The following is a 25,771-nucleotide window of genomic DNA, read 5'->3' on the forward strand; positions in this document are numbered from 1 at the left end:
GGGGAGAATACAATGACAACTCAATACCCACACCTTCTGGAGCCACTGGATCTTGGCTTCACTACTCTGAAGAACCGCGTTCTGATGGGTTCCATGCACACCAGCCTGGAAGAACAACCTAACGGCTTTACACGACTGGCGAAGTTTTATGCCGAACGTGCTGCCGGTGGTGTTGGCCTGATCGTCACTGGCGGTATCGCACCCAATATGGAAAGCGGCGGCATGCCCGGCGCAGCCCTGATGAAAACCATGGAAGATGTGGAACATCATCGGGAAGTGACCGACGCCGTGCATAAAGAAGGCGGCAAAATCTGCATGCAGATTCTGCACACCGGTCGTTACGCTTATCATCCAATGAGCATTGCGCCCAGTGCCATTCAAGCACCGATCAACCCTTTCAAACCAAAAGAACTCTCGGCAGACGAAGTTGAAGGTCAGATAGACGACTTCGTTAACTGTACGGCACTGGCTAAAGAAGCCGGTTACGACGGTGTTGAAATCATGGGTTCTGAAGGCTACTTCATTAACCAGTTCATCGTTAAGCGCACCAACCACCGTGAAGATGAGTGGGGCGGCGAATATGAGCAGCGTATCCGCCTGGCCGTTGAAGTGGTTCGCAGAACCCGTGAGCGCGTTGGTAAAGAGTTTATTATCATCTATCGCCTTTCCATGCTGGATCTGGTTGACGGCGGAAGCACCTGGGATGAAATCGTGCAGCTGGGCAAAGAGATTGAAAAAGCCGGCGCCACCATCATCAATACCGGCATCGGCTGGCACGAAGCTCGCGTACCTACCATTGCCACCATTGTTCCTCGTGCCGCCTTCACTTGGGTAACTGCACGAATCCGTAAAGAGCTGAATGTTCCAGTGGTCACTTCCAACCGGATCAATATGCCGGAAACCGCGGAAGAAGTTTTGGCCCGAGGTGATGCGGACATGGTTTCCATGGCTCGCCCATTACTGGCTGACGCCGACTGGGTGAACAAAGCCGCTGACAATAAGTCGGATGAAATCAACACCTGTATTGGTTGTAATCAGGCTTGCCTTGACCACGTATTTGAGTTGAAAGCCATCAGCTGCCTGGTTAATCCAAGGGCTTGTCACGAAACAGAATTGAATTACCTGCCAACGGACAAGCCTAAAAAGCTAGCAGTTGTTGGTGCTGGCCCAGCTGGTCTCGCTTTTGCGACCACTGCCGCTTACCGTGGTCATAAGGTGACATTGTTTGATGCGGCTGATCAGATTGGCGGGCAGTTTAACATCGCCAAAAAAGTGCCCGGCAAAGAAGAGTTTGAAGAAACGATTCGTTACTTTAAACGTCAGATTGAGTTAACCGGCGTTGAACTGAAACTGAACCAGCGCGTTTCTGCCCAGGATCTGGACAATAGTGATTTCGATGAAGTGATTGTCGCCACGGGTATCGCGCCAAGAAAGCTGGATATTGAAGGCTTTGATAACGCCAAGGTACTGAACTATCTGGACGTCTTTAAAGGCGCACCGGTTGGTGAGAAAGTGGCCGTTATCGGTGCTGGCGGAATCGGTTTCGACCTTTGTGAGCTGATCACTCAGGAAGGCCCGTCCACCAGTCTGGACATCCCGGCCTTTATGAAAGAATGGGGCGTGGATATGGAAATGGAAAACCGTGGTGGTCTGCTGCCAGAGTCCGGACATCACAAGACAGAGAAAGAAGTCTTCCTGCTGCAGCGTAAACGCAGCAAGCCGGGCTCCAAGCTCGGTAAAACTACTGGCTGGATTCACCGTTCTTCTCTGGCTAACCGTGGTGTGAAGATGATTCCATCCTGTGAGTATCACAAAATTGATGATCAGGGGCTGCACTTATCCATTGCTGGCGCGCCGGAGTTACTGGAAGTGGATACCGTGGTGATCTGTGCCGGTCAGGAGCCTATGCGCGAACTGGCGGATAACATTCAGAGCAAAACGGTTCATCTAATTGGTGGTGCTGACGTTGCAGCTGAACTGGATGCCAAGCGGGCTATTAATCAAGGTTGCCGATTGGCTGCTGAGATTTAATGAACTGAGTTGAACTGATCTGCGTAGCTTCCCGATAGAAAATTCTATCGGGAAGTTTTCTTTCTTAATGCGATTGTTTGTCAGTCCATTGAAAACAACCGATAAATCAGTGGAACTTTTTAACAACCTGAAAGTCATTGTTCTGTATTGAGCTTGAGTTACTTTTACAGGTTACCCCATGAGTTTCCGCATTCTATTTATTCTTATTGCATTTTTCCTACCCACATTCGCTATGGGTTTCGAAGACTATAACTACTCATTTATTAATGCGGGGCTTGGGTACAATCAACAAAGCCAGGGTGTTGAATCTATTGATGGAACCGCCTGGTACATCAATGCAGCCTATCGACTCTCATCGTCACCCCTTATTCTTAATGCTGGCTATGCCTACTCACAGGTGGATAGAGGTGAACTTGCCGACAACACTGCCATCAAAAGCAACGCCTATTTTGCCGGTTTCAGTTTACTTATCCAGCCAACTGAGCGCTTTCACATACTGCCTGCACTATCCAGCGGCTCACTGATCAACCGCCTGGTTGAAGACACCAACGAAGCGAAAGAAAGAACCACGGTATACAGTGGCTCTATTTCCGCACGCTACCATCTGGAAAGGGGGCTTTGGCTGTATTCCGGCTACATTCATCAAGAGTATGAAGAGAAAACTGACGCTCAAACCAACCTCTTTACTGCCGGTGCCGAGTATCAAGTTGATAAAAGCTGGGGGCTTGGCCTGGGTTATAAAGGCAACTCAGACCAGTATTCGACGCATTTATTCGTTAAGTGGTTTTTATAGATTTTTATGTTAACAGAGCTTATGACGCCTTCTTGCGAGCACTTGTTGTTCGTTTACGACCTTTTCGTTTGAATGATTGTTTGGTGGGCGCTGCGATTCCTGCCACGGTTTGAAGCCCATCCGTCATAGTTTTTGTTAACAAGGCTCGCAGCTCATAATCAAGGTTTCCCATAAACTGTGCATAGCTGCCTTTTCGTTCAACAATGCTGTTCAATGCAGATTCCCAACGAGCCGTCATATCCGGAGTCGTAATGGCTTCCGGTAGCGCCTTGATCAATGCCCTTCCCGTAGCAGTCGCATGAATGTTCCGCCCACGCCTTTCCAGAAACTGTCGCTTAAACAGCAGTTCAATAATATTGGCGCGGGTGGCTTCTGTACCTAACCCATCGGTGTCTCTGAGCACCTTACGAATATCTTTGTCCTGAACATATCGCGCAATGCCTGTCATGGCAGAAAGCAATGATGCATCATTGAAAGGCTTGGGTGGTTGAGTCTGTTTTTCTTTCAGCTCAGCGTCTTTGCAATTAAGAACATCGCCTTTTTTAAGTTCTGGCAAAAACGCTTGTTCTTCTGCGTCTGCGCCTGAGTTTTTATCGCTTTTACCGGTTTGGATCAGTTGCTTCCAACCTTCCTCCACAGTCTGGCGACTGGTGGCGCGGAACAATCCTTTTTCTATTTCAACATCAACGGTTCTTTTTCTGAAACGATGATCCGGGTAGAACTGTGCGACATATTGTCGTGCAATCAATTGATAGAGCTTTCGATCCATCTCCGGTAAACGTTCAAGATCCATTCTTAACGCGGTAGGAATAATGGCGTGGTGAGCGCCTACTTTCTTATCATTCCACGCCGATGTTTTTCGATCGGGCAGCGCTTGATCAACCGCCTTACTTAATGAAAAGGCATTATGTCGAACCGCCGCCAATACCTCTGGCGCTTGCTGCAGATGTTCTTCAGGAAGATAACGACAGTCCGAGCGCGGGTAGGTCACCAGCTTTTGTTCATAAAGACGCTGGCAACTATCCAGTACTTTTTTGGCATCCATTTTCAGTTGCTTAGCGGCATCAATCTGCAACGCGGATAAAGAATAGGGTAATGGTGGGGTTTCTTTCCCTTGCTTATCATCGACTCGCTGCACCGTTCCGGGCTTTCCGATGACACGATCGACGACATTTTGCGCCAGTCGTCGATCGAGCACCCTTCCCTCTTCATCCATCCAGGGCTGACAAGAGTCACTGGGAATCCACTTGGCTTTGAAGGTTTCCCCTTGTTCTGTGACCAGCATTGCCAGCACTTCAAAAAACGGCTTAGGTTGAAAGTGTTCTATTTCTTCATCCCGACGAGCCACCAACCCAAGAATCGGGGTTTGCACCCGCCCAATAGAGAGCAAACCGTTATAACCCACTTTACGACCCAACAATGTGCAACCACGGGTAAGGTTTATGCCATAAAGCCAATCGGCACGAGAGCGGGCAAGGGCTGAAACCGCCAGAGGAACGTAATCTTGATTAGAAGCCATACGCTCAAGCGCCTGAGAGACTGCTGAAGGATTCAGATCACTGATCAATAAACGACGGACTTCTTTTTTTCGGGCAGGTGACATTTTCAGGTAATCAAGCACTTCATCCACCAGCAGCTGACCTTCACGGTCCGGGTCGCCAGCGTTCACCACAACATCTGCACGTTTGAGCAACTTTCCAATGACAGTCAGTTGCGTACGAACACCCTTTCTTGGACGAAGCTTCCACTGAACCGGCACAATGGGTAAGTGCTCAAGCTTCCAGGTTTTATACGCCGGGTCGTAAGCCTCTGGCTCTTCCTGCTCTAACAGATGACCGATACACCACGTCACCACATCGCCCGATGCAGATTCGATATAGCCCTCATGCCTTTTCAAAGGCTTTTTCAGCACATCAGCAATGGCTCGCCCCAGACTGGGCTTTTCAGCAATAAACAAGCGCATTCAGGATCAGTCCAATCACACCACTTCAAAACACTGTTTTTTTATACAGCATTATTGAAGAATTAGCGAGCTACACATGACCTTAATTCTGTCATAGAGAAAGATAGAGCTGACCATTCCGATTCTTCCAGAACTTCTGTTTCTTTTTTGCTGCCGGGTTATCCGAATCAGAATGCTGAGTACTCACCTCATGTTTGGGATCAACTGGTTCTGGTAATGGTACCGTTTCAATATGAACAGCTTCACTTACAGGCACTTCTACAACATCATCCTGAACAATGTATGAAACTAAATCATCAGTTACCTGACGGCTTTCAGGAATTGGATGCGCTGTATCAATATCAGATTCGGAATCATCAGGCCTTATTAGCACCTCAACCTCAGCTGGAACCGACAAGTGTTCAACGTCATAAACCTCTCGCCCGCACAATCGCTCCCGCGCATCCCTTTCACTTTCCAATGTGTGGAAAATCTCATAAGGCGCCTGACACACGGAGGTTGATAGTCGTGGAATCAAATAGGTTTCCATCACCTCTTCAGGAATCTCCGGGCGAGCCAACTCAAGGGCTTCAATGGTTAACCCGGTGCTCTTGTCAATTTGTAACTGCTCCAATCTTTCTTTCAGCCGTTGCTTGAACAGAGGAAACTCAGTCAAAAAAATGGATTCAATGGTCATCTGACGACAAAGGTGACGCACTCCCTGAATAACCGGCTCAACCACCAGTGACTCTTCATACTTAGCGCCATAATTTGTCACCACTGGTAATACAGATTCAGGTGTAATTTGATGCTTAACCATGAGCTTAGGAATCGAAAGGCTAAACCCTTCCACCGTCACACAAGGGACACGCTGAAGAAGCCTTACCACGGGCTCAATACTGATGGAAAAACCCTCATCTCCTGGCCATGCGCTGTAGGTTCCTGGTTGATATACCTCATCGTAAAAAATACCCTGGTTTCTGAAAACCCCAACACTCCCTTCTGGCACCGTATAGCGATAAGGCAAAAAACCACCCTGCGCACAATGGCTAAAAACGAACAACGCTACAAAGAAAATCTGTACCAGACACACACGCCGACTCATCACACAGCATCCTTATTTGATTAAAATTATTCGTGATGAATAGTTATAGACTACACTGGCAATGGCCTGTTTATGGAACGTTAAATAAAGGGTAAAGTAATGATGTTTAAACTTTCTGGCCTTGCCGTTACGGCTATTGTACTGTCCATCAATGCACATGCTGCAACGAAACAAAAAGCAGACCCCTCCTCCGGAAAACCCGCCAAACCCATATCAAGCTGGACCTGTGAAGACTTCATCTCACTACAGGAAAACTACCAACCCTATGCCATTGCCTGGGCAACAGCTTACAGCAAAGCCGGCAAACCAGAGGGAACTGACTTTGATACCGAGGGCATGGAGACCATCCGGCCAACATTGCTGCAGTTCTGCAACCGAAACCCTAAAGCTTCATTCTGGGATAAAGTAAAAGCGGAAACCAAAAAGGTCTTTTGAGCACCGCTTTCATCTTCTTAAGTCCCTCTTGCCACAACATCTTTATACTCAACCAACTGCAGCCGAAAGATATGGTAATCTCTTAACTATCAACTCTTTTGGCTGCCAACTATGGATACCATTGATTACCGCTCAAAATTGACCTGCGATCGCCCTCAACCCCGGACGCACGATCAGCCAAGAGACCTGATTACAGAAACGGAAAGTAACCGTGGTCGTATTATTCAATCCGCTGCACTCCGAAGACTTCAGCAGAAAACTCAAGTCTATCCGTTGGAAACCAATGCTTCCGTCCGAAGTCGCTTAACTCATTCTCTGGAAGTACAACAAACCGCACGCTACCTTTCAAAAACCATTCTTGACCAACTGAAGCACAGCGGAAAATTAGTAAACTATGGATTGGCAGGTATCGAAACGGCATTTACCAATCTGGTTGAGATGTCCTGCCTGTTACACGATGTGGGCAATCCACCTTTTGGGCACTTTGGTGAAGTGGCGTTCAGTCGATGGGTTCAGGAACATGGTCAAGATTGCCACCGAAAAGCCATCGCCAGACAAACGATGATCCAACAGGGTAAGCCAGATTCTCATGACCAAAATGGGCACTCTGACTTATTTACCCATGTTCTTTTCCCAGACCTCTGTGTGTTTGAAGGCAATGCGCAAGGGTTACGCATCATTCACAGCCTGCAATCCCTGAATCTCACTTGGTCACAACTGGCAGCGACCATCAAATACACTCGAGCACCTTACCAGGATGCACAAACAGGATTTCATTATCGCCAGAAGAAACCCGGCTTTTATTATTCTGAACAGGGTTTAATTGAGGATATTTGTCAGTATCTTAAAATAGAGAAACATTGTCGTTTTCCGTTGGTTTACATTATGGAAGCGGCGGATGATATTTCGTACTGCATTGCCGACCTTGAAGATGCGATGGACAAAGGAATTCTCACCCTGAGAGGCCTTAGCTATTGGTTGAACGAAGTTTGGCAGGAACATTCCGCCACCAGCGACTATCTGCCTAAGTTGATCAAGTCCGCAGAAACCTTCGCCAGTGATAACCCTCAGGATTTTATTCGACATCTGCGATCTCACCTGGTGAGAGATCTGGTTAGTTATGCCGCCAATCGGTATCTGGATCAACACGACGCGGTTTTCAATGGCACATTAGATGAGCCTTTAATTGATGGCGGCTCTGATCAGCATCTGGCTCTGAAAACGCTGAAAGCCGTTGCCATACGTCATGTGTTCAGCAGTCAGGAAAAAGAAACACCAGAATTAAGAGGCCATGCTGCTCTGCGGGGATTATTGGACATCTATCGTCCAATTCTGGAGTTACCCAGAGACGACTTTGCCAAACTTGGCCAATTGGATAATAGCGAGCATTTTATTGAATACCGCCTGAACCATCGCCTGTCCCGAAAATACAAAGCGGCTTACCTGCGTGCCATCCAGCAGGTGGAACAAGAAAATCACTCACCGGCAGAAGCCAATGATCTCGAATGGTATTTCCGCACCCGACTGATCCTGGATTATATTTCCGGCATGACGGATCATTTTGTGTTGACGGAGTATCAGACGCTGTCGGCCATTTAGTCGAAATTACTGGTTAACGGGAATTTGAACCAACTGCTTTTCTTTTTATCCACACCCTGCATTTTCTCCAACCATAATGCGCCTTCACTTTCAAAGTGCTTTTTGGAGGCGCTGTAACCCATATCATAAATAGATTTCAGCTGATCAGGCTTCACCATAAATGCACTGCAATCTTCAATTCCTTCCGGCGCCAGAGAGATTTCTGGCAAACTGATGTTTGAGAATTGTCTGGCAGAGCTGAAAATCTGAAAAACGCGATCCAGCACATCAAAGGTGTTTTCAAAGTGCTCGCTGGGTCTTGACACAATAGGCGACAGATACATGCCAATATGATGACGACACTGGTCGTTAATCAGATCAGCAGGGTAATTATTGATGATACCGCCGTCGGCATACACCGTGTTATTCCACCTTAGCGGTGTAAACATTCCCGGGTAAGCGGAAGAAGCCGCCAGAGCGTTGATCAATGGCCCACTGTTAAACACCACCTGCTGTGCCCGGTTCAGATCCGTTGCTACCACGTGGAGTGGCTTGTTCAGCGCCTCAAAGCGATCTTCCCGAAAATAGGGTATTAAGTTTTTTGCCGCTTTTTCCGAATCAATTAGTCCAAGAGAGTTAAACGACAGATTTCGTAAACTGAACATTTTAGTGGAAATAAAAAACTCAAGTATCTCATCCGGCTCATAGCCAGCACAGTACAAAGCACCCACCATAGCGCCACCACTGGTGCCTGCGACGATATCCGGTGCAATATCCTGCTCTTTAAGGTATTGCAACAGACCTATCTGTGCCATGCACTTGGCACCACCGCCAGAAAGCGTTAGTCCAAGTCGGTAAGGTTTTGTTTTGAATAACTCAGTCGAAAACATAGTCAGTCCTGAAACCTTTGAATCCTATCGTTTGCCTCATGGGTTATAAATCGATCTGCCAACTATTATACCCGTCGCCTTTCAAGTTGCTACTTTGTTGGCCGCGCTTGCTCACCCCGATCACCTACTCATTGTAGGCTCACGGGACCCGAGGGGCCTAAAGGCCTCGCTTACTTGCCGCCGCGTAGCAACTTGAAATCCTTTGGGTATATGTCACGTTCGATGTTCTACACTAGACTTATTCCAAAAAAAGACAGGGAGGATACAATGACAGACCTATCCATTATCGACCCGCTGCCCCTCCACGACACACTGCTTCCGAAGTTTATTTATGGCACTGCCTGGAAAGAAGCGGCCACCAAAGACCTTACTCTAAAGGCTTTGGAAAATGGCTTTACCGCTATCGACACAGCCAACCAGAGAAAGCATTACTTTGAACAAGGCGTGGGTGAAGCACTGCAACATTTTTACCACAATAGCGGCGCTAGCCGGGATCAGCTTTTCCTTCAGAGCAAGTTCACCTATCAGGAAGGTCAGGATGAGCGTCTGCCCTATGACCCAAGCGCCAGTTGCACAACTCAGGTCGAACAGTCTTTCCTGTCGTCACTGGAGCATTTGGGCACCGATTATCTGGACGCTTATTTGCTCCACGGTCCATCACAGCGGGAAGGGTTGAGCGAGCGGGATTTTGAAGTATGGGAAGCCATGGAGAGTTTCTACCGATCCGGGCACATCAAGCTGCTAGGCGTTAGCAATATTTCCCACGACCAGCTCGAATACCTGCAGACCAGAGCCTCCATTAAGCCGATGCTGGTGCAAAATCGGTGTTTCGCCCATTCAGGCTGGGATACCCATGTTCGTAAACTTTGTCTGCGCCATGGTATTCATTATCAGGGGTTTTCACTGCTGACCGCCAATACCGCTGTTGTTAATCAACCTGACTTTCTGTCCATTGTGCAACGAACCGGATTAACTGCGCCTCAGGTAATTTTTCAGTTTGCCCTGAAAGTAGGCATGGTGGTGTTAACCGGTACGTCTGATGAAAAGCATATGCAAGAGGATCTTCAATGTATGAAGAACTCATTGATGGATGAGGAAATCATCATTATTGAACAATTATTGATGACAAAATAACAGGCAAAAAAAAGCCGACAATGACGTCGGCTAATCAATAATGGTCGGGGTAGAGAGATTCGAACTCCCGACATCCTGCTCCCAAAGCAGGCGCGCTACCAGACTGCGCTATACCCCGTAAGAGTGTCCCGGACAACATGGCGGCTGTACAACTTGATCAGCCTCCATACCGGAACACAACATACTTTACTCGCTTACCGATTGATCCATCAGTCGCACCTTCCGAAGTTTCATTTCGGCAAATACTCAGATCCGTTTACGGCTAACTAAAAAGGCTCGCGTTTTTAGGCGAGCCTTTAAAATCTGGTCGGGGTAGAGAGATTCGAACTCCCGACATCCTGCTCCCAAAGCAGGCGCGCTACCAGACTGCGCTATACCCCGTTGATCACTGATTCATCGCTGAGCCAGTGGTCGGCAATTATGCGGATTTTCTGGTCGGCGTCAATACTAATTAAGCAAAACCGATAACTTTTCCTGAGACATGTACAAAACATCCTTCCGTGTCATGTCACTCACCGATGGAATCCGGGAGATATCCACATGGTGAAGATGGAGATAAGGATGGCTCTGACGAAACTCCCTTAAATCCCCACGGGTCACAATCGGGCAAAACTTTTGCCCGAATTTGGCTTGGAACTGACGGGCAATCTGTTGAAACCCAGTTTTAGCCGGCAATAATACTCGACGCTTCTGACTGTCACGTACCGAAATATAAAAGCCCTCTTTGCCAATACATTCTCCAGGTATCAGAAATATACCCGTCTGTTTGGCTGCAGAGAGATCAAGCTGCTGGATAGTCCAGAGATGTTCTGAGAAATCAGGCATAACCACCAGTTTCTCTCTCTGAGACGTTCCCCAGTACACACTGTACCTTCCGTATAAACTCTGAGCTCCCGGCGAATAAACGCACAATGCAGAGCTGAGTGAATCAAAAAAGTCTGCCGCCTTTTTTTGCTGGCTGAATCTGGAAAGACTCCAGATCACTGTTTTTTGATGGTCAATTGTGCTCATATTTTTTTTGTGAACTTCATCACATAATCATATTAAAACGAATCATAACAGCAAAAAAACTAACGTCCTAATCCAAATGGACCAGTCCGCTGTAATTTTTTCAAGATTTTGAAAGCTGCTCATCATTTATTCAGACAACATGCATAAATACTGCACATCTTTCAGAATCACAAGATTAACCCTAAGAAACTGTCCCGAAATAAGACCCACATTTACCGAGACCTTGAAGCATCGTTGAAACTATTGCCCGCTATCCGTAGCCCACAAAAGCGCCAGAGACTCCAGCTTTTTCTGACAACGGACAACGTCAATTGACATGTGAAAGTTATTCCAGGACAAACCCCAAAATCAAATTGATTCCAATAAGAAAACCTTACCGCTGTCCGTGGAAAAATAAAGATAACCATCAGGACTGACAGCAATGTCTCTTATGCGCTCACCCAAATCCGTCATTAATCGTTGAGATTCAGAGAGCCCGCTCTCGTCAGTAGAGACAATATTAATATGCGTTAATTTTAATGCACCGGCTAAAAAATGATTGTTGAGTTCAGGGTATTGGTCGCCCCGATAAAGCATCAAATTACCGGGCGCAATGGAAGGAATATAAACCAGCTTCGGATCCTCCATCTCGGGCAGCGAGATTGCATCACCCACATTGATTGGCCCCCAATATTCTTTTCCGTGGGAAACTGTCGCCCAGCCGTAGTTCGCACCTTTTTCAATGAGGTTAATTTCATCACCCCCTCTTGGCCCATGCTCACTGGACCAGAGCTGCCCGGTTGGTGCGTCGTAAAAAAGCCCCTGAGGATTTCGGTGGCCGTAGCTCCAAATTTCTCTCAAACCTTCCGCTTTTTGAAACGGATTATCGTCAGGAACTGAACCATCAAGGTTAAGGCGCAAGATAGAACCCGCATGGGTGTTTTTATCCTGACCATTCTCGCGCTCACCCCGGTCACCAATGGAGAAAAAGACATACCCATCCACAAATGCTATTCGACTACCAAAGTGACGCCCCGTGCTTGATACCGCATCAGCAACGAATAACTCCTGCCACTGGCTTAACTGATTGTTTTCTACATGCGCACGAGCCAATGCCACCGTTGTGCCTTTAGCCGTTTGCTTGCTATAGGTGAAATAAAGCAGTGGCCTTTCAGGGTCACTGTCAGGCGCCAACGCCACATCAAGCAAGCCACCCTGCCCATGATCATCAACCGAGTTAACGACAAAAAGCGTTTGCCTTAACCCAGTGTGAATATTGAGGAGAGAAACAGTGCCATTCTTTTCATTGATGACCATTCGCTCCGAATCCAGAAACTCGATGGCCCATGGTATACGAAAACCCTCGGCTATTTGCCGTGCACGATATTCAGCGGAGTAAGCGGCAGTTGTCAGGCAACTGAGTAGGATAATTATTATCGCTTTCATGTTTTATTCCAGTGAGCCCATCAGCATCACTGGAAATCTAACACGATAATACATTAACTGTCAGGAGAGCAGCGATAAGGAAAACGCTATGCGGCATCACTGCTTCCACTTAAAAATCAAGCTAACTGTATCAGCTAACGCTGAAAGCCATTATTAAACGCATTCACTTCCCGGTCATGCTGAATGGGAATAACTGCCGGTTCCTTGAAGTAATGACTTTCAACCCAATCCACTGCAACCTGAAAAGCCTGCTCGCCATAAGCCGCAAAACTGAAACGACGGGACAATCTTTTTCCAAGACCATTGACCGCCGCGCTGTATGCCTGCCATCCTGCTTGCCCATCACTGAGCGTATATTTTTCAATTTTCATCATAGCCAGAGGCCAAATTCAATTCTTATTGATAGTGACTGCGATTTGTCATGAGCGTTCAGAGTACTCAGACTCTGTTACAACTTGATGACCGTCTCGCATAATTTAAAGGTGGGTGATTATTAACCAGATGCAGGTATCGCACATTGATACGTATCAATACTTATTAGCAACAATTCTATCGCAAACTGCAATAATGGAAATGCGAGCGCAAAGAAAAAATAAAACTAGAAAGAAAGGTAACGACAGGAGAGATAAAAACGACAAAAGGGAAAATGGTCGGGGTAGAGAGATTCGAACTCCCGACATCCTGCTCCCAAAGCAGGCGCGCTACCAGACTGCGCTATACCCCGTAAGACGACTATCTTATTGTTTTTGATGGATATGTCAACAGTAGAATCAGATAATTATTGATTCAACATAATTGCCACACACATCCATCATGGGCCGATAAGAGCCGCAAATGCGGCTACCCATCACTAACCCGGATATTTCACAAACGTGCTCCTGATCTCACCTTGCCCCTTACCGCTCTAAGGGAGTTTTGCTCAGTCGACCGTACTCCCCGGTATTTATGCCCTGTGGGTACGGCGCTCCCTCGCAAAATCCCTTAGAGCGACAAGTTCCGGCGCGAGATTCAGGGCTGTTTATGAAATATCCGGGCTAAGAAGCTCGAAGCTTCCGGCACTTCTTCAAGGTTTCAGCAATCATAAATGCTAATTCCAAAGCCTGATCTGCATTAAGCCTTGGATCACAATGGGTGTGATAACGGTTACCCAAATGATCTTCGGTGACCGTTCTAGCACCACCGACACATTCAGTGACGTTCTGCCCCGTCATTTCAAAATGAACACCGCCGGCATAAGTACCTTCCGCCTGATGTACGGCAAAAAACTGCTCGACTTCTGCAAGAATGCTAGACACTTCGCGGGTCTTATAACCATTACCGGCTTTATAGGTGTTGCCATGCATTGGATCGCAACTCCAGAGCACATGTCGTCCTTCCCGTTGAACCGCCTGCAACAATGCCGGCAGACCTTTCTCAACATTATCAGCCCCCATACGAACAATGACGTTTAACTTGCCAGGTTCGTTTTCCGGGTTGATAAGATCAATCAACTGAATCAGCTCATCCGGATTCAATGTCGGGCCTGCTTTTAACCCAATCGGGTTTTGAATGCCGCGCACGTATTCAACATGACCACCATCCACCTGACGGGTACGATCCCCTACCCAAAGCATATGAGCAGAACAGTCATACCAGTTGCCAGACAAACTATCACGGCGGGTCAGTGCCTGTTCGTAAGGCAGAAGCAGTGCTTCATGGGAGGTATAGAAAGACGTTTCACGAATGGTTGACGCGTTTTCAGCGGAAATCCCACAAGCTCGCATAAAGCCCAATGTTTCATCAATTCGATCCGCCAGATTTGTATACTGCTCGGATTGTGGGCTGCTGGAAATAAAGTCCAGATTCCAGGCGTGGACTTGCTCAAGTGAGGCCAAGCCTCCCTGGGCAAATGCACGAATCAAATTGAGCGTCGATGCGGCCTGATGATAAGCCTGCAACATTCTCTCAGGATCAGGCGTGCGGGATTGCGCCGAAAACTCCATGCCGTTAATGATGTCACCCCGATAAATAGGCAGCTCAACACCATCAACAGTTTCTGTGCCAGAGGATCTTGGCTTGGCAAACTGCCCGGCCATTCGCCCGACTTTAATCACCGGACAAGCTGCGCCAAACGTCAGCGCAACCGCCATCTGCATCATAACCTTAAAGGTGTCGCGAATATTGACCGCGGAAAACTCAAGGAAGCTTTCAGCACAATCACCACCCTGCAGCAAAAACGCCTTACCTGCCGTAGCATCCGCAAAACGGCTCTTCAGCTCATTAACTTCTCCCGCAAACACCAGAGGCGGCATCGCAGCCAGTCTGCTCTCGACCTGTGTCAGCTTTTCCTGATCGGGATACTCTGGCAGCTGGAGCAAAGGCATGCTTCTCCAGCTATCCACATTCCATGATGTCATTCAATCACCAGCTTATTTCACGCATTGATTGTGCGTAATTCTACCTTAAGAACATGGGTAAAGCGCACTAAATACTTATACCGTGAGCGGTAAACTATCGTTTGGATACTCTTTTGCTACCGCTCTATGGATCTGCGGATCCTTAAGCCCTTCCTCAAATCAGTTAAACGAAGCTTGAAGGTAACTTTAAGCTCCCTGCTTGAACATATAGAACCACACAAATTTGACCTATTTGAGAAAAATTCACCCTTTCAATATTTACAGCTCGAAGCAGCTTTGCTATAAGTTCAACTGTTTATTTTATAAGTAGTAGTACATAGACAAATGATTCTTTCTCAGGTTTTCATGACGATTATTAAACTCGGCAAAATTATGATGTGCCGAGGGGGATCTCGTGGCTAGCTGAAAAGCAAAAAACGAGCCCCCGCACCTTCAACGGTCCGGGGGCTTTTTTATGTATAAGGGTATAAAAGCGTGAACGAACTGAATCTTCGACTGACCACTGTTAACGACCCCTCGTGCCTTGAACAGGTTCTCCATGGCAGCAGCGAAAATGGCTTGCACCTGAAGAGCTTTGCCGCAGAGCTGAACCGTGACAAAAATCAGTACGAAATTAAAATGTGTGTTTGCGGCTTCACCCATCAGCACCAGATTGTGGGATGGTTAGCGCAACAGGAATATATTCGTGAACTGAGCCCGTTAAAATCTTCGACTGGGCTAGTATGACTGAACGATTTCCTCACCCTTGGCAACTGGCCGTCCGGGGGCTGTAATCCATTCGCTCCATGAGCCGGGATAAAGTACGGCTCCGGGAAGCCCGGCGTATTCCATAGCCAGAATATTGTGGCAGGCCGTTACTCCGGAGCCACAATAGAAGACAGGGCTGGTACTTCCAGTTGTGAGTGATGAGAAAATTTCATTCAGCTGTTCAGGCGGCAAAAAACGTCCATTGTCGTTCAGGTTATCGGTAAAGGGATGACAAGTAGCACCGGGAATATGGCCAGCGATAGGGTCAATACTTTCTTCTTCACCTCTGAAACGTTCGTGGGCTCGAGCATCCACCAGTGGGTTAAGAAGGCCGTCACTGACTATTTGCGCTTTCAGGTCGTCAGCAGAGATCACCGGCATATGACCGGTAGTCAGGTGATTAAGCGCAGGAATCGTTTCAGAAGTATCAGCGGTCACCGGATAACGACCTCCCAACCAGGCTTTCATACCGCCATGAAGCACCGACACATGCCTCAAATCGGCCCAGCGCAGCAACCACCAGGCTCTTGCAGCCATGGCATGCCCGCCGTCATCGTAGACGACAATCTGTGAGTGTTCGGTGATTCCCCACCGACTCAGCGTCTCCAGCCAATCAGAAGATTCTGGTAAAGGGTGCCGGCCTGTTTGGCCCGGAATGATGTCACCGGATAGGTCTTTTTCCAGATCCGCATAAATCGCTCCGGGGATATGCCCTTGGTCATACATCACTCGGCCAAGCTTTATATCTGCAAGACTAAAGCGCGCATCAAGCACCACCAATTGCTCATCATTGAGCAAAGTTGCCAGCATTTCAGGCTCGATTAACAGAGTCATTGCCTTACCTCAGGATCGACCATTAATAATGCCAATTCTGCTTTTAAATTACGGGCTGCGCAGCCATTTTGGTCGACTGGATCTGTGTTGAAGTTCCTCGCCATAGCTACAGCTATGACTCGTCTCTTCGCCTTTATGCCCTGTGGGTATTGCCCAGTCGGCCAAAATAACTTGCTCACTCCACAATTTAAAAACGCCATTGGTATAATTTATGACAGGACAATGACACAGTAAAAAAAACATGCGTGGTTTGCAAGAAACGAGGTCAGAATTGACCATGGTTATTGTCATTAAAACGTTGTGACAGAAGGGGAAACAGGAAAGAGCAAGGTAAAACCCACCAGCAGAACTGGTGGGATCACATCCATGTGATCAGTGCGTCCTTGCACTATCTACGTTACCAGTCAGCAAGATTGAGAAACAGTCGACATTTTCACCAATTGACGTGAGACATATCTCACAACTCATTCATTTACCTTTGACGTTTTATCCACAATCTGATCATTACGTATGACTTTTTCAGAAAGCAGGTTTGTGAGTTCATCCTCTTCCGGCTCTACCAAAATAATGCGGGTTTCATCGGTTAACTCATCAAACTCAAGTTCAGGAAAGTTTTTTTCTCCCTCAAGATCAGACACTTCACCGTCGTCTTCTACAGAGATCACCTCAGACAGTGGCAGTTCTTGAACCTCTTCACTGCCGGAGAACAGCAACCAGCCTGCTACGCCAACCATTAGCACGGCAACTAATAATGCGACAACTGTTTTGCTTCCCATCCTCACTCTCCTTCTTAAGAACTACCAGAACTACCGATATCAATAAGCTCTGACCACTCGAGTGGTATTACCCTGAGTTAAGATTTTCACCTTATCACCTATCTGCAGCGGCGCATTTGGGTTCGCTTCCTGAACCACTGAAATATAACTGCCACTATCAAGGCGAATGGTCATTTCAATGCCCTGCTGCTCGGTCAGTTCTTTTTCGGTCATACTGCCAAGCACGCCACCGGCAACACCACCAAGCACGGCAGCTATATCACTGCCTCTGCCGCCACCAACTGTTGATCCGGCAATGCCACCAATGGCAGCGCCAGCAATGGTGCCCACAGCACCTTCTGTACCTTCAATTTTCACATACTGAAGTTCAGAAATAGTGCCAAAACTCACTTGCTGAATGCGCCGGGCTTCACCACTGGAATACGTTGTACCAGTAGTATCCGTCATGCACCCGGTAAGAAAAATCACCAGAAAAGCGGTAGCCAGTTGTTTCATCATATTCATTACTCTTCAGTATTCCCGTACTCCACAAAATCGGGGCACGGAAATAAACACTAACAATTATATTCGCCTAACCTATCCAGGCACGGGCATTGCGGAACATCCTCATCAATGGCGCATCTTCGCCCCAATGCTCCGGATGCCAGCTGTTCTGCACTTTACGGAACACTCGCTCCGGGTGCGGCATCATAATAGTGACACGACCATCGGCACTGGTTAAACCCGTAACCCCTTGAGGCGAACCGTTCGGATTATAAGGATAACGAACGGTTGGCTTGCCAAGATTATCCACAAACCTCAACGATACCTGCTCATTCGTGAACAGCTGGTCAACATGGGATGGATTGGCAAATTCAGCATGACCTTCTCCATGGGCAACCGCAATCGGCATTCTCGCCCCTTCCATACCCTGGAAGAAGATGGAACGGCTCTTCTGAACTTCCACCATAGAAACTCGAGCTTCAAACTGCTCCGACTGATTGCGAACAAAATGCGGCCATAAGTCTGCGCCAGGGATCAAGTCATGAAGATTAGACAACATCTGACAACCATTACAAACACCCAGCGCAAAACTGTCCCGCCGTTCAAAGAATTGGGCAAACTGTTCCCTTGCCTGTTCGTTAAAAAGAATGGATTTAGCCCAGCCTTCACCAGCGCCCAGGACATCACCGTAAGAGAAGCCACCACAAGCCACTAGCCCTTTGAACTCCTCCAGGCTACGTCGTCCAGAGAGAATATCACTCATATGAACGTCATAGGTTTTAAAACCGGCCCGATCAAATGCAGCGGCCATCTCAACCTGACCATTTACACCCTGCTCCCGCAGAATGGCCATGGCAGGTCGAACACCGGTATTAATGTAAGGTGCGGCAATGTCTTTGGTGATGTCAAAAGGCAACGAAGCATGGAGCCCCAGATCTTTGTCGTCCAGCAGGTTATCGAACTCTTGTCGTGCACATTCCGGGTTATCCCGAAGTGCCTGAATGCGATAACTGGTTTCTGCCCACCAGCGCTGGAACTTCACTCGACTTTCACTGATCAATTCTGCTCCGTTAAAGCGGAACTTCACTTGCTGGGCATCCGCCAACGTACCGATAGTGTGTGAGCAAGCCGCCAGCCCATATTGAGCGAGAATGTCTTTTACAATGCCTTTGTCGCTGTGACGAACCTGAATCACTGCACCAAGCTCTTCATTAAACAGCGCTGGCAGAATCATGGATTTATTGCCCGCCAGTTTATCGAGATCCACCGCAATGCCGGTATGTCCAGCAAATGCCATCTCGATCAATGTGGTAAACAGGCCACCATCAGAACGATCGTGATAAGCAAGCAGCAAGTCCTTAGCCATCATTTCCTGAATGGCATTGAAGAAGGCTTTAAGGTCTTCAGGAGAATCCACATCCGGAGCCTGGTCACCTACTTGACCATAAACCTGAGCCAGCGCTGAACCACCAAGGCGGTTATGATCCCGCCCCAGATCAATCAGAAGCAGATCGGTATTGCCCTGATCGGTTTTCAATTGGGGAGTTAGGGTTTTTCGAATATCCTGAACCGGCGCAAAAGCCGTAATGACCAGAGATAAAGGCGAAGTAACGCTTTTAGTTTCGCCATCTTCCTGCCACTGAGTTCTCATGGACATGGAATCTTTGCCTACCGGAATAGCAATACCCAACGCAGGGCATAATTCCATTCCAACTGTTTTCACCGTCTCATAAAGATTTTCATCTTCCCCCGGATGCCCTGCTGCGGCCATCCAGTTAGCAGAAAGTTTGATATCGCCCATTTTTTCGATGCGGGCACTGGCAATATTGGTGATCGATTCGCCAACTGCCATACGACCAGAGGCCGGTGAATTAATCAGGGCAAGCGGTGTTCGCTCTCCCATGGACATGGCTTCGCCGGTATAACGGTCAAAACTGGAGGCGGTCACTGCGCAATCTGCCACCGGCACCTGCCACGGACCCACCATCTGATCACGATTGACCAGACCGGTAATGGTTCTGTCGCCAATGGTGATCAAAAAACTTTTGCTGGCTACAGAAGGCAGCTTCAGCACACGTTCCATGGCTTCCAACATTGGGACGCCATCAAGGTTCAGTGGTTCACGTTCGAATGATTGCCTCTGAATTTCCCGATGCATTTTAGGTGGTTTGCCCAATAATACATCCAGGGGCATATCCACCGGCTGGTTGTCAAAATGACTGTCATCAACTAGCAGGTTCAGTTCTTCCGTCGCTTCACCCACCACCGCATAAGGGCAACGCTCTTGCTGGCAGATATCTTCAAAACGACTCAGGTCGTCTGTGGCCACCGCGAGCACATAACGTTCCTGGGATTCATTACACCACAGCGCCAGTGGCGACATGCCCGGTTCATCATTATTGATGGCCCGAAGCTGGAAGTGACCACCACGGCCACCATCGCTCACCAGTTCCGGCAGTGCATTGGACAAACCACCTGCGCCGACATCATGAATAAAGGCAATCGGATTATTATCACCCTGCTGCCAGCAGCGATCGATGACTTCCTGACAACGGCGCTCCATCTCCGGGTTATCCCGTTGCACACTGGCGAAATCCAAATCTTCCTGACCATCCGCAGAGGTCATGGAAGACGCTGCACCACCACCCAGGCCGATCTGCATCGCCGGCCCACCAAGGACAATCAGTTTGGCGCCAACAGGGATTTCACCTTTTTCCACATGTTCCGCTTTGATATTGCCAAGACCACCGGCCAACATGATGGGCTTATGGTATCCGCGAACTTCATAACCGGCAGCGCCATTCACATGAGCTTCGAAGGTTCTGAAATACCCACAAAGATTTGGACGGCCAAACTCGTTGTTAAAACCGGCGCCACCCAGCGGGCCATGAACCATGATATCCAGTGGAGAAACAATGCGATCCGGCTTGCCATAACTCTGCTCCCACGGCTGCTCATAACCCGGAATTTGCAGGTTAGACACCGTAAAACCGGTTAAGCCTGCTTTTGGTTTGGAGCCTTTACCCGTGGCGCCTTCATCACGAATTTCGCCACCAGATCCAGTCGCAGCGCCAGCCCATGGCGCAATCGCCGTTGGGTGGTTGTGGGTTTCCACCTTCATCAGGATATGGATGGCTTCTTCGTTGAAGCCATATTCACGACTCTCCGCTTGCGGATAAAAACGCTTGGAATGGAAGCCTTCGATGACCGAGGCGTTGTCTTTATAGGCAGAAAGAACACCTTCACCGTTCATGGCGTGGGTGTTTCGAATCATCTTGAACAGGGAAAGATCCTGCTCTTCGCCATCAATACTCCAGGACGCGTTAAAAATTTTGTGGCGACAATGTTCAGAGTTTGCCTGGGCAAACATCATTAACTCAACGTCGGAAGGGTCTCGCTCAAGCTTTTGATAACTTTCAACCAGATAATCGATTTCGTCATCGGCCAGTGCTAATCCTAATGACTGGTTGGCACTCACCAGTGCGTCTCTGCCACCTTCTAACACCGCCACCGTCTTCATTGGGACGGGTTCAGAAACAGCAAACAGCTGGGGAATCTCGTCTTCACTGTGGAATACAGACTGGGTCATCCGATCATGAAGCCCGGAAATGACAGCCGCTTCTTGCTCCGAAGACAGTTCAGCATCCGCATAAACCACAAACCTCACACCACGTTCAATCCGCTGAATCATGGATAGGCCACAGTTCCTTGCTATTTCAGACGCTTTGCTGGACCAAGGGGAAATAGTACCAGGGCGGGGAACCACCAGATACTCACCTTTCCATGAAACACTATCTGGGACTCTTTGCTGAATCGTTGGTCCATAGGTGAGCAACTTTTCCAGAATGGCTGCTTGATTATCATCCAGCTCTGACAATTTTTTGACGTAATGCTGAAACTCAGCAAAGACAGCAGTGATTGCAGGAACTTTGCCCTGAAGCTGGGCAAGCAGCTTTTGACTGCGAAAGTAGGAAAGTGCAGGAGCGCCACGCAGTATCAGCATGTTCTGGTCTGTCCTCGGGACTTGTCTATTAATAACGTGTCACAACAGGACTGCAGCCAGGAGCGAATAATTAAAATCAGAAAGCTCACAGGTGGTCACTTCCTGATTTGGATTACACGCAGTCCTTGTGCTGCAGTCTCTCAACTCAGGGGAATGATCAAAGGTCGCTATGATAATCGAAACTAGCCTCAGGAAACCAGCGGTCAACCGCCATAAATTTCGGCTTTTACTGCATTATCAGCGAAGAGGTTTACCTTTTTGCTCTCGGATTTGCCTGCGGCGGTCGCGAAAGAAACTACTAATCATCGTACTGCACTCATCCTGCAGCACACCGCCCACCAACTCCACCCGGTGATTCACCCAAGGTTGATCAAACACCCTTGAAGCACTGACCGCTGCGCCAGCTTTAGGTTCCATTGCACCGAAGATTAAACGTCGGATCCGGCTGTGAATAATCGCGCCAGCACACATGGTGCAAGGCTCCAGGGTGACATAAAGATCGCAGTCCACCAGCCGGTAATTACCGATAACCTCAGCGGCCAGTTGCAGAACAAGGATTTCTGCATGGGCCACCGGATTGCAGGATGAAATAGGCTGATTACAGGATCGTGCCAGTATCTGGCCATCTTTTACCACCACCGCACCAACAGGCACCTCGCCTTTTTGACGCCCTTTATCCGCTTCCAGCAGCGCTTCTCTCATCCAGATGTCGTCATTAATCACTAATCAGGGTCTCAATAAAAGAGGTAAAACCGTTACTTTGCAGCTAATTTTCACCCGAGCTTCAGAAAATTCAAAACCCAGCCGATCAATTCCATAGAATTTTTTCGCAACCGGGCAGTCTGAGCTATACATAGTGTCTAAGCTATAAATGACTAACATTATAAAACAGCTCAACGTTTAACAATAAAACAGCAAAATAAATCAGTGGAGGAAGGACCTGATGTCTTTCAAGCAGAATGTAGAACAACATCTACAACACTTTGCCCAGAGCATCGGTCTGGGTGAGCTTAAGCTCAACGAGCATGATGCCTGCGGTTTGTGCTTTGACGACACCCTCATCGTTAACATGGAATACCTCGAAGACGATGAAGCCTTGGTCTTTGTCGCTTCTGTACGCCCGATGGATGCCCACGATTCGGCCAAAACCGAACTGTTTGAAAAGATGCTGTCGCTCAACCTTCAGCATCACAGCATGCAGGGCGCATTTCTGGCACTGAATCATGATAAGTCAGAAGTACTGCTGATTCGTTCACTTCAGGCTTCATGTGACTACGGTCTGTTCGAATCCACCCTTGAGAAGTTTGTGAACACACTGGAATGGTGTGTCAGCGAACTGGATCTTTCTAAACAAGGTCAGCCCGTAACACCAAAAACACCACCTCGTCAGCAGAATAACCAGAGCGGCCCTGGAGGCCCAGGTGGTCCTGGCGACATGGGCATGATGGTGTAAACACCAACATTGGTGTTGCATAAAAGTGGGCTTTATGCCCACTTTTTTTATGCTAACTCCTACCTCTGATCAGCCATTAGGCACATGTTCATTAAGACCCATGCCTCAAGGTCGAATACAGGAAATAGAAAACCATAATCTCCTCACGACAATGGAGGCTACAAGTTGGCACAAGCATTTAATTATTTAACCAATGCTCTCCAGGGAACGGTTGAAAGTAGCCGGCTTGTAGATATCCGGGGCCGGGTGACTGAAGTTCAGGGGATGATTATCAAAGCGGCGGTTCCTGGCGTGAAGATTGGCGAACTTTGCCAACTGGTTTCGCCGAACGATCCCAGTGATAAACAATCCTTTGCCGAAGTGGTCGGATTTCAGGGACATGAAACCGTGCTTTCTCCTCTGGGTGAGATCATGGGCATTTCATCAACAACAGAAGTATTACCTACAGGCAAAGTTCATCATGTTGCCGTAGGCCCTCACTTATTGGGTCATGTGTTGGATGGTATGGGCAGCCCTCTGCAGCCAGATGCCTTTGAAGGTATCGAACCAGAAGCACATTATCCCGTCTATGCCGACGCCCCCGACCCACTCACCCGACAAATCATCGATCATCAGATCCCTTTGGGCGTTCGAGCCATCGACGGTCTTCTCAGTTGCGGTGAAGGTCAGAGAATGGGCATTTTCGCAGCGGCTGGTGGTGGTAAAAGTACCTTGCTCTCCATGCTGGTAAAAGGCGCTGAGGTGGATGTTACGGTTCTGGCACTGATTGGTGAACGGGGACGGGAACTCCGAGAATTTATCGAACACGACCTTGGGCCTGAAGGCGTTAAAAAATCCGTTATTATCGTGGCTACCTCTGATAAATCCTCCATGGAACGGACCAAGGCCGCCTATACAGCAACAGCAGTAGCAGAATATTTTCGCGACAAAGGACAGCGGGTCTTGTTGCTAATGGATTCCGTCACACGATTTGCCAGGGCACAGAGGGAGATTGGTCTGGCGGCCGGTGAGCCGCCAACACGAAGAGGTTTTCCACCTTCTGTTTTCGCCACACTGCCCAAACTGATGGAAAGAACGGGGATGTCTGATGTTGGTTCAATCACCGCACTTTACACCGTGCTTGTAGAAGGTGATGACATGACTGAGCCGGTGGCTGACGAAACCCGCTCAATTCTGGATGGCCACATCATCATGTCCCGAAAACTGGCATCCGCTGGTCACTACCCAGCCATCGACGTGTTGGCCAGTGCCAGCCGGGTAATGACAGCAATCACTGACCAGGAACATCAGGCCGCAGCCATCCGAATGAGGGAGCTGATGTCCAAGTACGAAGAGATTGAGCTACTGGTGAAAGTGGGTGAATACAAGCCCGGCACTGACCCAACCGCCGATGAAGCCATACAGAAAATAGAAACCATTCGAACCTATCTAAAGCAAAAAACCGATGAGCTCACCACCGTTGATGAAGCCATCCAGCACCTTCGCCACATTGTAGGTCGCTGAGTCAATGCTCAAGGAACTGCTCAAGGTCAAAAAGATCCGTGAAGAGTCGGCCGAGCGAGAAGTCCGTCGATGTGAAGACACCCTTGAGCAACGCAAGAAAGAAGTAGCAGACCGTAAACGGGAACTGGCCGAGTACATTGACTGGCGATGTAAAGAAGAACAACAGCTTTACGATAACATAATGAATACTTCTGTCGTGCAGAACGATCTGGATAAGTTGAAACAGAAAGTGGCCATCATGCGAGAAAAAGACGTGGCCATGGAAGAAGCCATTTCGGAAGCAGAAAAACAAGTCGTCAGCGCCGAAGAAGCTCTGGAATCTGCAAAAGAGAAACACGTACAGGCAAAACTCGCCGTAGAAAAATTTGAAGAGTTCTGCAAAGTCCAGGATGAAGAGGCAGCAAAAGAAGCATTACGCCTTGAAGACCTGGAAATGGAAGAGTTCACCGGTAAATCAAAGCAATAGGAACCAGCAAATATGGATAGTCTGACCCCAGGTGGAAAATCACAGTTAACACCGTCAGCACAGGACTACAACAAGCAAAGTCGTCAGGTATCTGAACGGCAGGCCAGTGACTTTGCAGATCGTATGGTCAAAGAAAGACGCGCCAAAGAGAAAAATGCTGAGAACAACAAAAACAACCCTGAAGCCAAAAAAACAGACGACGGCGATCAAAGTCTGGAAAGCCTGCTTGCTGAGCGCAGCCAGAAATCCAAAGATGCCATTAAAGAGCGGGAAGGGGGCCAAGAATTTCAAAACGAACAGGATGGCGCTGAACACGCCTTGCTCCAAAGTACAAAAGAAGGACAAATAAAATCGGATCTTCAGCTTAGAGAGATTCAACAGACGAACAACGTCAAAGAAGTCGAAGCGGCTCTCAACAAGCTGGCAGACCAGATCAAAGTCTCCGCCAAGGACGCCATTAATGGTGCTGAAGTCAGAATTTCCATGAAGGACAGCGTGCTTCCCGGTACGGAGATTCGCATTCAAAGAGGTGCTGGCGAACTGACCGTTACCATGAATACCAGCTCTGCAGAAGCCGGTAACTTTCTGGCACAACACGAAGCAGGTCTGCAAAAACTGCTGGCTGACCGTTTCTCAAACGACCGGGTTCAAGTCAATGTCAATCTTGCTGGCAGCAATAATCAGGATACTGATGGCCGCTCCAGAAACCAGTATGTTGCAGAAGAAAACGATCAAAACTCCAGTAACCGTCAGGCATGAGTTAAAC

General features: G+C 48.2%; 22 protein-coding genes and 3 tRNA genes. 10 read left to right on the forward strand and 15 right to left on the reverse strand.

Features of this window, described 5'->3' with window-relative positions; all coding sequences use genetic code 11:
* Positions 1–12: 12 nt before the first annotated feature.
* The gene (locus Q1B11_RS11905; protein ID WP_299732750.1) at positions 13–2,031 is read left to right on the forward strand and encodes an NADPH-dependent 2,4-dienoyl-CoA reductase; all 2,019 of its coding nucleotides are present in this window, start codon (positions 13–15) and stop codon (positions 2,029–2,031) included.
* Between the two features lie 178 nt (positions 2,032–2,209).
* On the forward strand, positions 2,210–2,824 hold the full coding sequence (locus Q1B11_RS11910) for a hypothetical protein (RefSeq protein ID WP_299732753.1): 615 nt from the start codon (positions 2,210–2,212) through the stop codon (positions 2,822–2,824).
* A gap of 19 nt (positions 2,825–2,843) precedes the next feature.
* Here the strand turns inward: Q1B11_RS11910 and Q1B11_RS11915 are convergent, their stop codons facing one another.
* The gene (locus Q1B11_RS11915; RefSeq protein WP_299732756.1) at positions 2,844–4,787 is read right to left on the reverse strand and encodes a DNA topoisomerase III; all 1,944 of its coding nucleotides are present in this window, start codon (positions 4,785–4,787) and stop codon (positions 2,844–2,846) included.
* A 91-nt stretch (positions 4,788–4,878) separates the two neighbouring features.
* Positions 4,879–5,871 carry an SPFH domain-containing protein gene (locus Q1B11_RS11920; protein WP_299732759.1) on the reverse strand — a complete coding sequence of 331 codons (993 nt, stop codon included), beginning with the start codon at positions 5,869–5,871 and terminating at the stop codon, positions 4,879–4,881.
* 99 nt (positions 5,872–5,970) lie between these two features.
* Between Q1B11_RS11920 and hdeA the strand changes: the two genes are divergently transcribed.
* The gene (gene hdeA, locus Q1B11_RS11925; protein ID WP_299732761.1) at positions 5,971–6,306 is read left to right on the forward strand and encodes an acid-activated periplasmic chaperone HdeA; all 336 of its coding nucleotides are present in this window, start codon (positions 5,971–5,973) and stop codon (positions 6,304–6,306) included.
* A gap of 111 nt (positions 6,307–6,417) precedes the next feature.
* Entirely contained in the window at positions 6,418–7,905 is a 1,488-nt protein-coding gene (dgt, locus tag Q1B11_RS11930) for a dGTPase (RefSeq protein ID WP_299732764.1), read from the forward strand.
* Here dgt and Q1B11_RS11935 read toward each other — a convergent pair.
* The gene (locus Q1B11_RS11935; protein WP_299732767.1) at positions 7,902–8,774 is read right to left on the reverse strand and encodes a patatin-like phospholipase family protein; all 873 of its coding nucleotides are present in this window, start codon (positions 8,772–8,774) and stop codon (positions 7,902–7,904) included. The genes dgt and Q1B11_RS11935 overlap by 4 nt on opposite strands.
* Before the next feature lie 267 nt (positions 8,775–9,041).
* Here Q1B11_RS11935 and Q1B11_RS11940 point away from each other — a divergent pair, with 267 nt between their 5' ends.
* Positions 9,042–9,908, forward strand: a complete 867-nt coding sequence (locus Q1B11_RS11940) for an aldo/keto reductase (protein ID WP_299732770.1) — start codon at positions 9,042–9,044, stop codon at positions 9,906–9,908.
* Between the two features lie 41 nt (positions 9,909–9,949).
* Here the strand turns inward: Q1B11_RS11940 and Q1B11_RS11945 are convergent.
* The 7 genes from Q1B11_RS11945 to Q1B11_RS11975 all read right to left on the reverse strand — a co-directional run bounded on the left by Q1B11_RS11945 (position 9,950) and on the right by Q1B11_RS11975 (position 14,740).
* Positions 9,950–10,026, reverse strand: a tRNA-Pro gene (locus Q1B11_RS11945).
* 186 nt (positions 10,027–10,212) lie between these two features.
* A tRNA-Pro gene (locus Q1B11_RS11950) sits at positions 10,213–10,289 on the reverse strand.
* A 66-nt stretch (positions 10,290–10,355) separates the two neighbouring features.
* Positions 10,356–10,919 carry a hypothetical protein gene (locus Q1B11_RS11955; RefSeq protein ID WP_299732773.1) on the reverse strand — a complete coding sequence of 188 codons (564 nt, stop codon included), beginning with the start codon at positions 10,917–10,919 and terminating at the stop codon, positions 10,356–10,358.
* 348 nt (positions 10,920–11,267) lie between these two features.
* Positions 11,268–12,344, reverse strand: coding sequence for a PQQ-dependent sugar dehydrogenase (locus tag Q1B11_RS11960; RefSeq protein WP_299732776.1), 1,077 nt, complete (start codon positions 12,342–12,344; stop codon positions 11,268–11,270).
* A 134-nt stretch (positions 12,345–12,478) separates the two neighbouring features.
* The gene (locus Q1B11_RS11965) at positions 12,479–12,718 is read right to left on the reverse strand and encodes a hypothetical protein (RefSeq protein WP_299732779.1); all 240 of its coding nucleotides are present in this window, start codon (positions 12,716–12,718) and stop codon (positions 12,479–12,481) included.
* A 273-nt stretch (positions 12,719–12,991) separates the two neighbouring features.
* A tRNA-Pro gene (locus Q1B11_RS11970) sits at positions 12,992–13,068 on the reverse strand.
* Between the two features lie 310 nt (positions 13,069–13,378).
* The gene (locus tag Q1B11_RS11975; RefSeq protein ID WP_299732782.1) at positions 13,379–14,740 is read right to left on the reverse strand and encodes a class II 3-deoxy-7-phosphoheptulonate synthase; all 1,362 of its coding nucleotides are present in this window, start codon (positions 14,738–14,740) and stop codon (positions 13,379–13,381) included.
* A gap of 474 nt (positions 14,741–15,214) precedes the next feature.
* On the opposite strand from Q1B11_RS11975, the gene Q1B11_RS11980 reads away from it, so the two are divergent.
* Positions 15,215–15,466 (forward strand): hypothetical protein, encoded by a 252-nt coding sequence (locus Q1B11_RS11980; RefSeq protein ID WP_299732785.1) that lies wholly within the window; start codon positions 15,215–15,217, stop codon positions 15,464–15,466.
* Here Q1B11_RS11980 and Q1B11_RS11985 read toward each other — a convergent pair.
* The 5 genes from Q1B11_RS11985 to tadA all read right to left on the reverse strand — a co-directional run bounded on the left by Q1B11_RS11985 (position 15,458) and on the right by tadA (position 22,306).
* A complete protein-coding gene (locus Q1B11_RS11985; RefSeq protein WP_299732788.1) occupies positions 15,458–16,321 on the reverse strand; it encodes a sulfurtransferase in 864 nt (287 codons plus the stop codon). The two genes, Q1B11_RS11980 and Q1B11_RS11985, sit on opposite strands and share 9 nt — an antisense overlap.
* 464 nt (positions 16,322–16,785) lie before the next feature.
* The gene (locus Q1B11_RS11990) at positions 16,786–17,097 is read right to left on the reverse strand and encodes a hypothetical protein (RefSeq protein ID WP_299732791.1); all 312 of its coding nucleotides are present in this window, start codon (positions 17,095–17,097) and stop codon (positions 16,786–16,788) included.
* A gap of 39 nt (positions 17,098–17,136) precedes the next feature.
* The gene (locus Q1B11_RS11995) at positions 17,137–17,595 is read right to left on the reverse strand and encodes a glycine zipper 2TM domain-containing protein (protein WP_299732794.1); all 459 of its coding nucleotides are present in this window, start codon (positions 17,593–17,595) and stop codon (positions 17,137–17,139) included.
* Positions 17,596–17,668: 73 nt separating this feature from the next.
* Complete coding sequence (purL, locus tag Q1B11_RS12000) at positions 17,669–21,583, reverse strand: phosphoribosylformylglycinamidine synthase (RefSeq protein WP_299732797.1); 3,915 nt, start codon at positions 21,581–21,583, stop codon at positions 17,669–17,671.
* A 237-nt stretch (positions 21,584–21,820) separates the two neighbouring features.
* Complete coding sequence (gene tadA, locus Q1B11_RS12005; protein ID WP_299732800.1) at positions 21,821–22,306, reverse strand: tRNA adenosine(34) deaminase TadA; 486 nt, start codon at positions 22,304–22,306, stop codon at positions 21,821–21,823.
* 220 nt (positions 22,307–22,526) lie between these two features.
* On the opposite strand from tadA, the gene Q1B11_RS12010 reads away from it, so the two are divergent.
* The 4 genes from Q1B11_RS12010 to Q1B11_RS12025 all read left to right on the forward strand — a co-directional run bounded on the left by Q1B11_RS12010 (position 22,527) and on the right by Q1B11_RS12025 (position 25,764).
* A complete protein-coding gene (locus Q1B11_RS12010) occupies positions 22,527–23,036 on the forward strand; it encodes a type III secretion system chaperone (protein WP_299732803.1) in 510 nt (169 codons plus the stop codon).
* 165 nt (positions 23,037–23,201) lie between these two features.
* Entirely contained in the window at positions 23,202–24,539 is a 1,338-nt protein-coding gene (gene sctN / locus Q1B11_RS12015; RefSeq protein WP_299732806.1) for a type III secretion system ATPase SctN, read from the forward strand.
* Between the two features lie 4 nt (positions 24,540–24,543).
* Complete coding sequence (locus Q1B11_RS12020) at positions 24,544–25,005, forward strand: YscO family type III secretion system apparatus protein (RefSeq protein WP_299732809.1); 462 nt, start codon at positions 24,544–24,546, stop codon at positions 25,003–25,005.
* A gap of 12 nt (positions 25,006–25,017) precedes the next feature.
* A complete protein-coding gene (locus tag Q1B11_RS12025; protein WP_299732812.1) occupies positions 25,018–25,764 on the forward strand; it encodes a type III secretion HpaP family protein in 747 nt (248 codons plus the stop codon).
* The last annotated feature ends 7 nt before the right edge of the window (positions 25,765–25,771 follow it).

Origin of the sequence: uncultured Endozoicomonas sp. (assembly GCF_947495845.1) — a bacterium.
Lineage (GTDB): Bacteria > Pseudomonadota > Gammaproteobacteria > Pseudomonadales > Endozoicomonadaceae > Endozoicomonas.

Excerpts from the sequence above, each read along its gene's own strand:
- dgt (WP_299732764.1), top strand. The coding sequence starts at position 6,418 with ATGGATACCATTGATTACCGCTCAAAATTGACCTGCGATCGCCCTCAA.
- Q1B11_RS11905 (WP_299732750.1), top strand. The coding sequence starts at position 13 with ATGACAACTCAATACCCACACCTTCTGGAGCCACTGGATCTTGGCTTC.
- Q1B11_RS11975 (WP_299732782.1), bottom strand. The coding sequence starts at position 14,740 with ATGACATCATGGAATGTGGATAGCTGGAGAAGCATGCCTTTGCTCCAG.
- Q1B11_RS11940 (WP_299732770.1), top strand. The coding sequence starts at position 9,042 with ATGACAGACCTATCCATTATCGACCCGCTGCCCCTCCACGACACACTG.
- Q1B11_RS11955 (WP_299732773.1), bottom strand. The coding sequence starts at position 10,919 with ATGAGCACAATTGACCATCAAAAAACAGTGATCTGGAGTCTTTCCAGA.
- Q1B11_RS11960 (WP_299732776.1), bottom strand. The coding sequence starts at position 12,344 with ATGAAAGCGATAATAATTATCCTACTCAGTTGCCTGACAACTGCCGCT.
- Q1B11_RS11935 (WP_299732767.1), bottom strand. The coding sequence starts at position 8,774 with ATGTTTTCGACTGAGTTATTCAAAACAAAACCTTACCGACTTGGACTA.
- hdeA (WP_299732761.1), top strand. The coding sequence starts at position 5,971 with ATGATGTTTAAACTTTCTGGCCTTGCCGTTACGGCTATTGTACTGTCC.
- Q1B11_RS11910 (WP_299732753.1), top strand. The coding sequence starts at position 2,210 with ATGAGTTTCCGCATTCTATTTATTCTTATTGCATTTTTCCTACCCACA.
- Q1B11_RS11965 (WP_299732779.1), bottom strand. The coding sequence starts at position 12,718 with ATGATGAAAATTGAAAAATATACGCTCAGTGATGGGCAAGCAGGATGG.
- Q1B11_RS11995 (WP_299732794.1), bottom strand. The coding sequence starts at position 17,595 with ATGATGAAACAACTGGCTACCGCTTTTCTGGTGATTTTTCTTACCGGG.
- Q1B11_RS12025 (WP_299732812.1), top strand. The coding sequence starts at position 25,018 with ATGGATAGTCTGACCCCAGGTGGAAAATCACAGTTAACACCGTCAGCA.
- purL (WP_299732797.1), bottom strand. The coding sequence starts at position 21,583 with ATGCTGATACTGCGTGGCGCTCCTGCACTTTCCTACTTTCGCAGTCAA.
- Q1B11_RS11985 (WP_299732788.1), bottom strand. The coding sequence starts at position 16,321 with ATGACTCTGTTAATCGAGCCTGAAATGCTGGCAACTTTGCTCAATGAT.
- Q1B11_RS11920 (WP_299732759.1), bottom strand. The coding sequence starts at position 5,871 with ATGAGTCGGCGTGTGTGTCTGGTACAGATTTTCTTTGTAGCGTTGTTC.
- Q1B11_RS12020 (WP_299732809.1), top strand. The coding sequence starts at position 24,544 with ATGCTCAAGGAACTGCTCAAGGTCAAAAAGATCCGTGAAGAGTCGGCC.
- Q1B11_RS11915 (WP_299732756.1), bottom strand. The coding sequence starts at position 4,787 with ATGCGCTTGTTTATTGCTGAAAAGCCCAGTCTGGGGCGAGCCATTGCT.
- Q1B11_RS12010 (WP_299732803.1), top strand. The coding sequence starts at position 22,527 with ATGTCTTTCAAGCAGAATGTAGAACAACATCTACAACACTTTGCCCAG.
- Q1B11_RS11990 (WP_299732791.1), bottom strand. The coding sequence starts at position 17,097 with ATGGGAAGCAAAACAGTTGTCGCATTATTAGTTGCCGTGCTAATGGTT.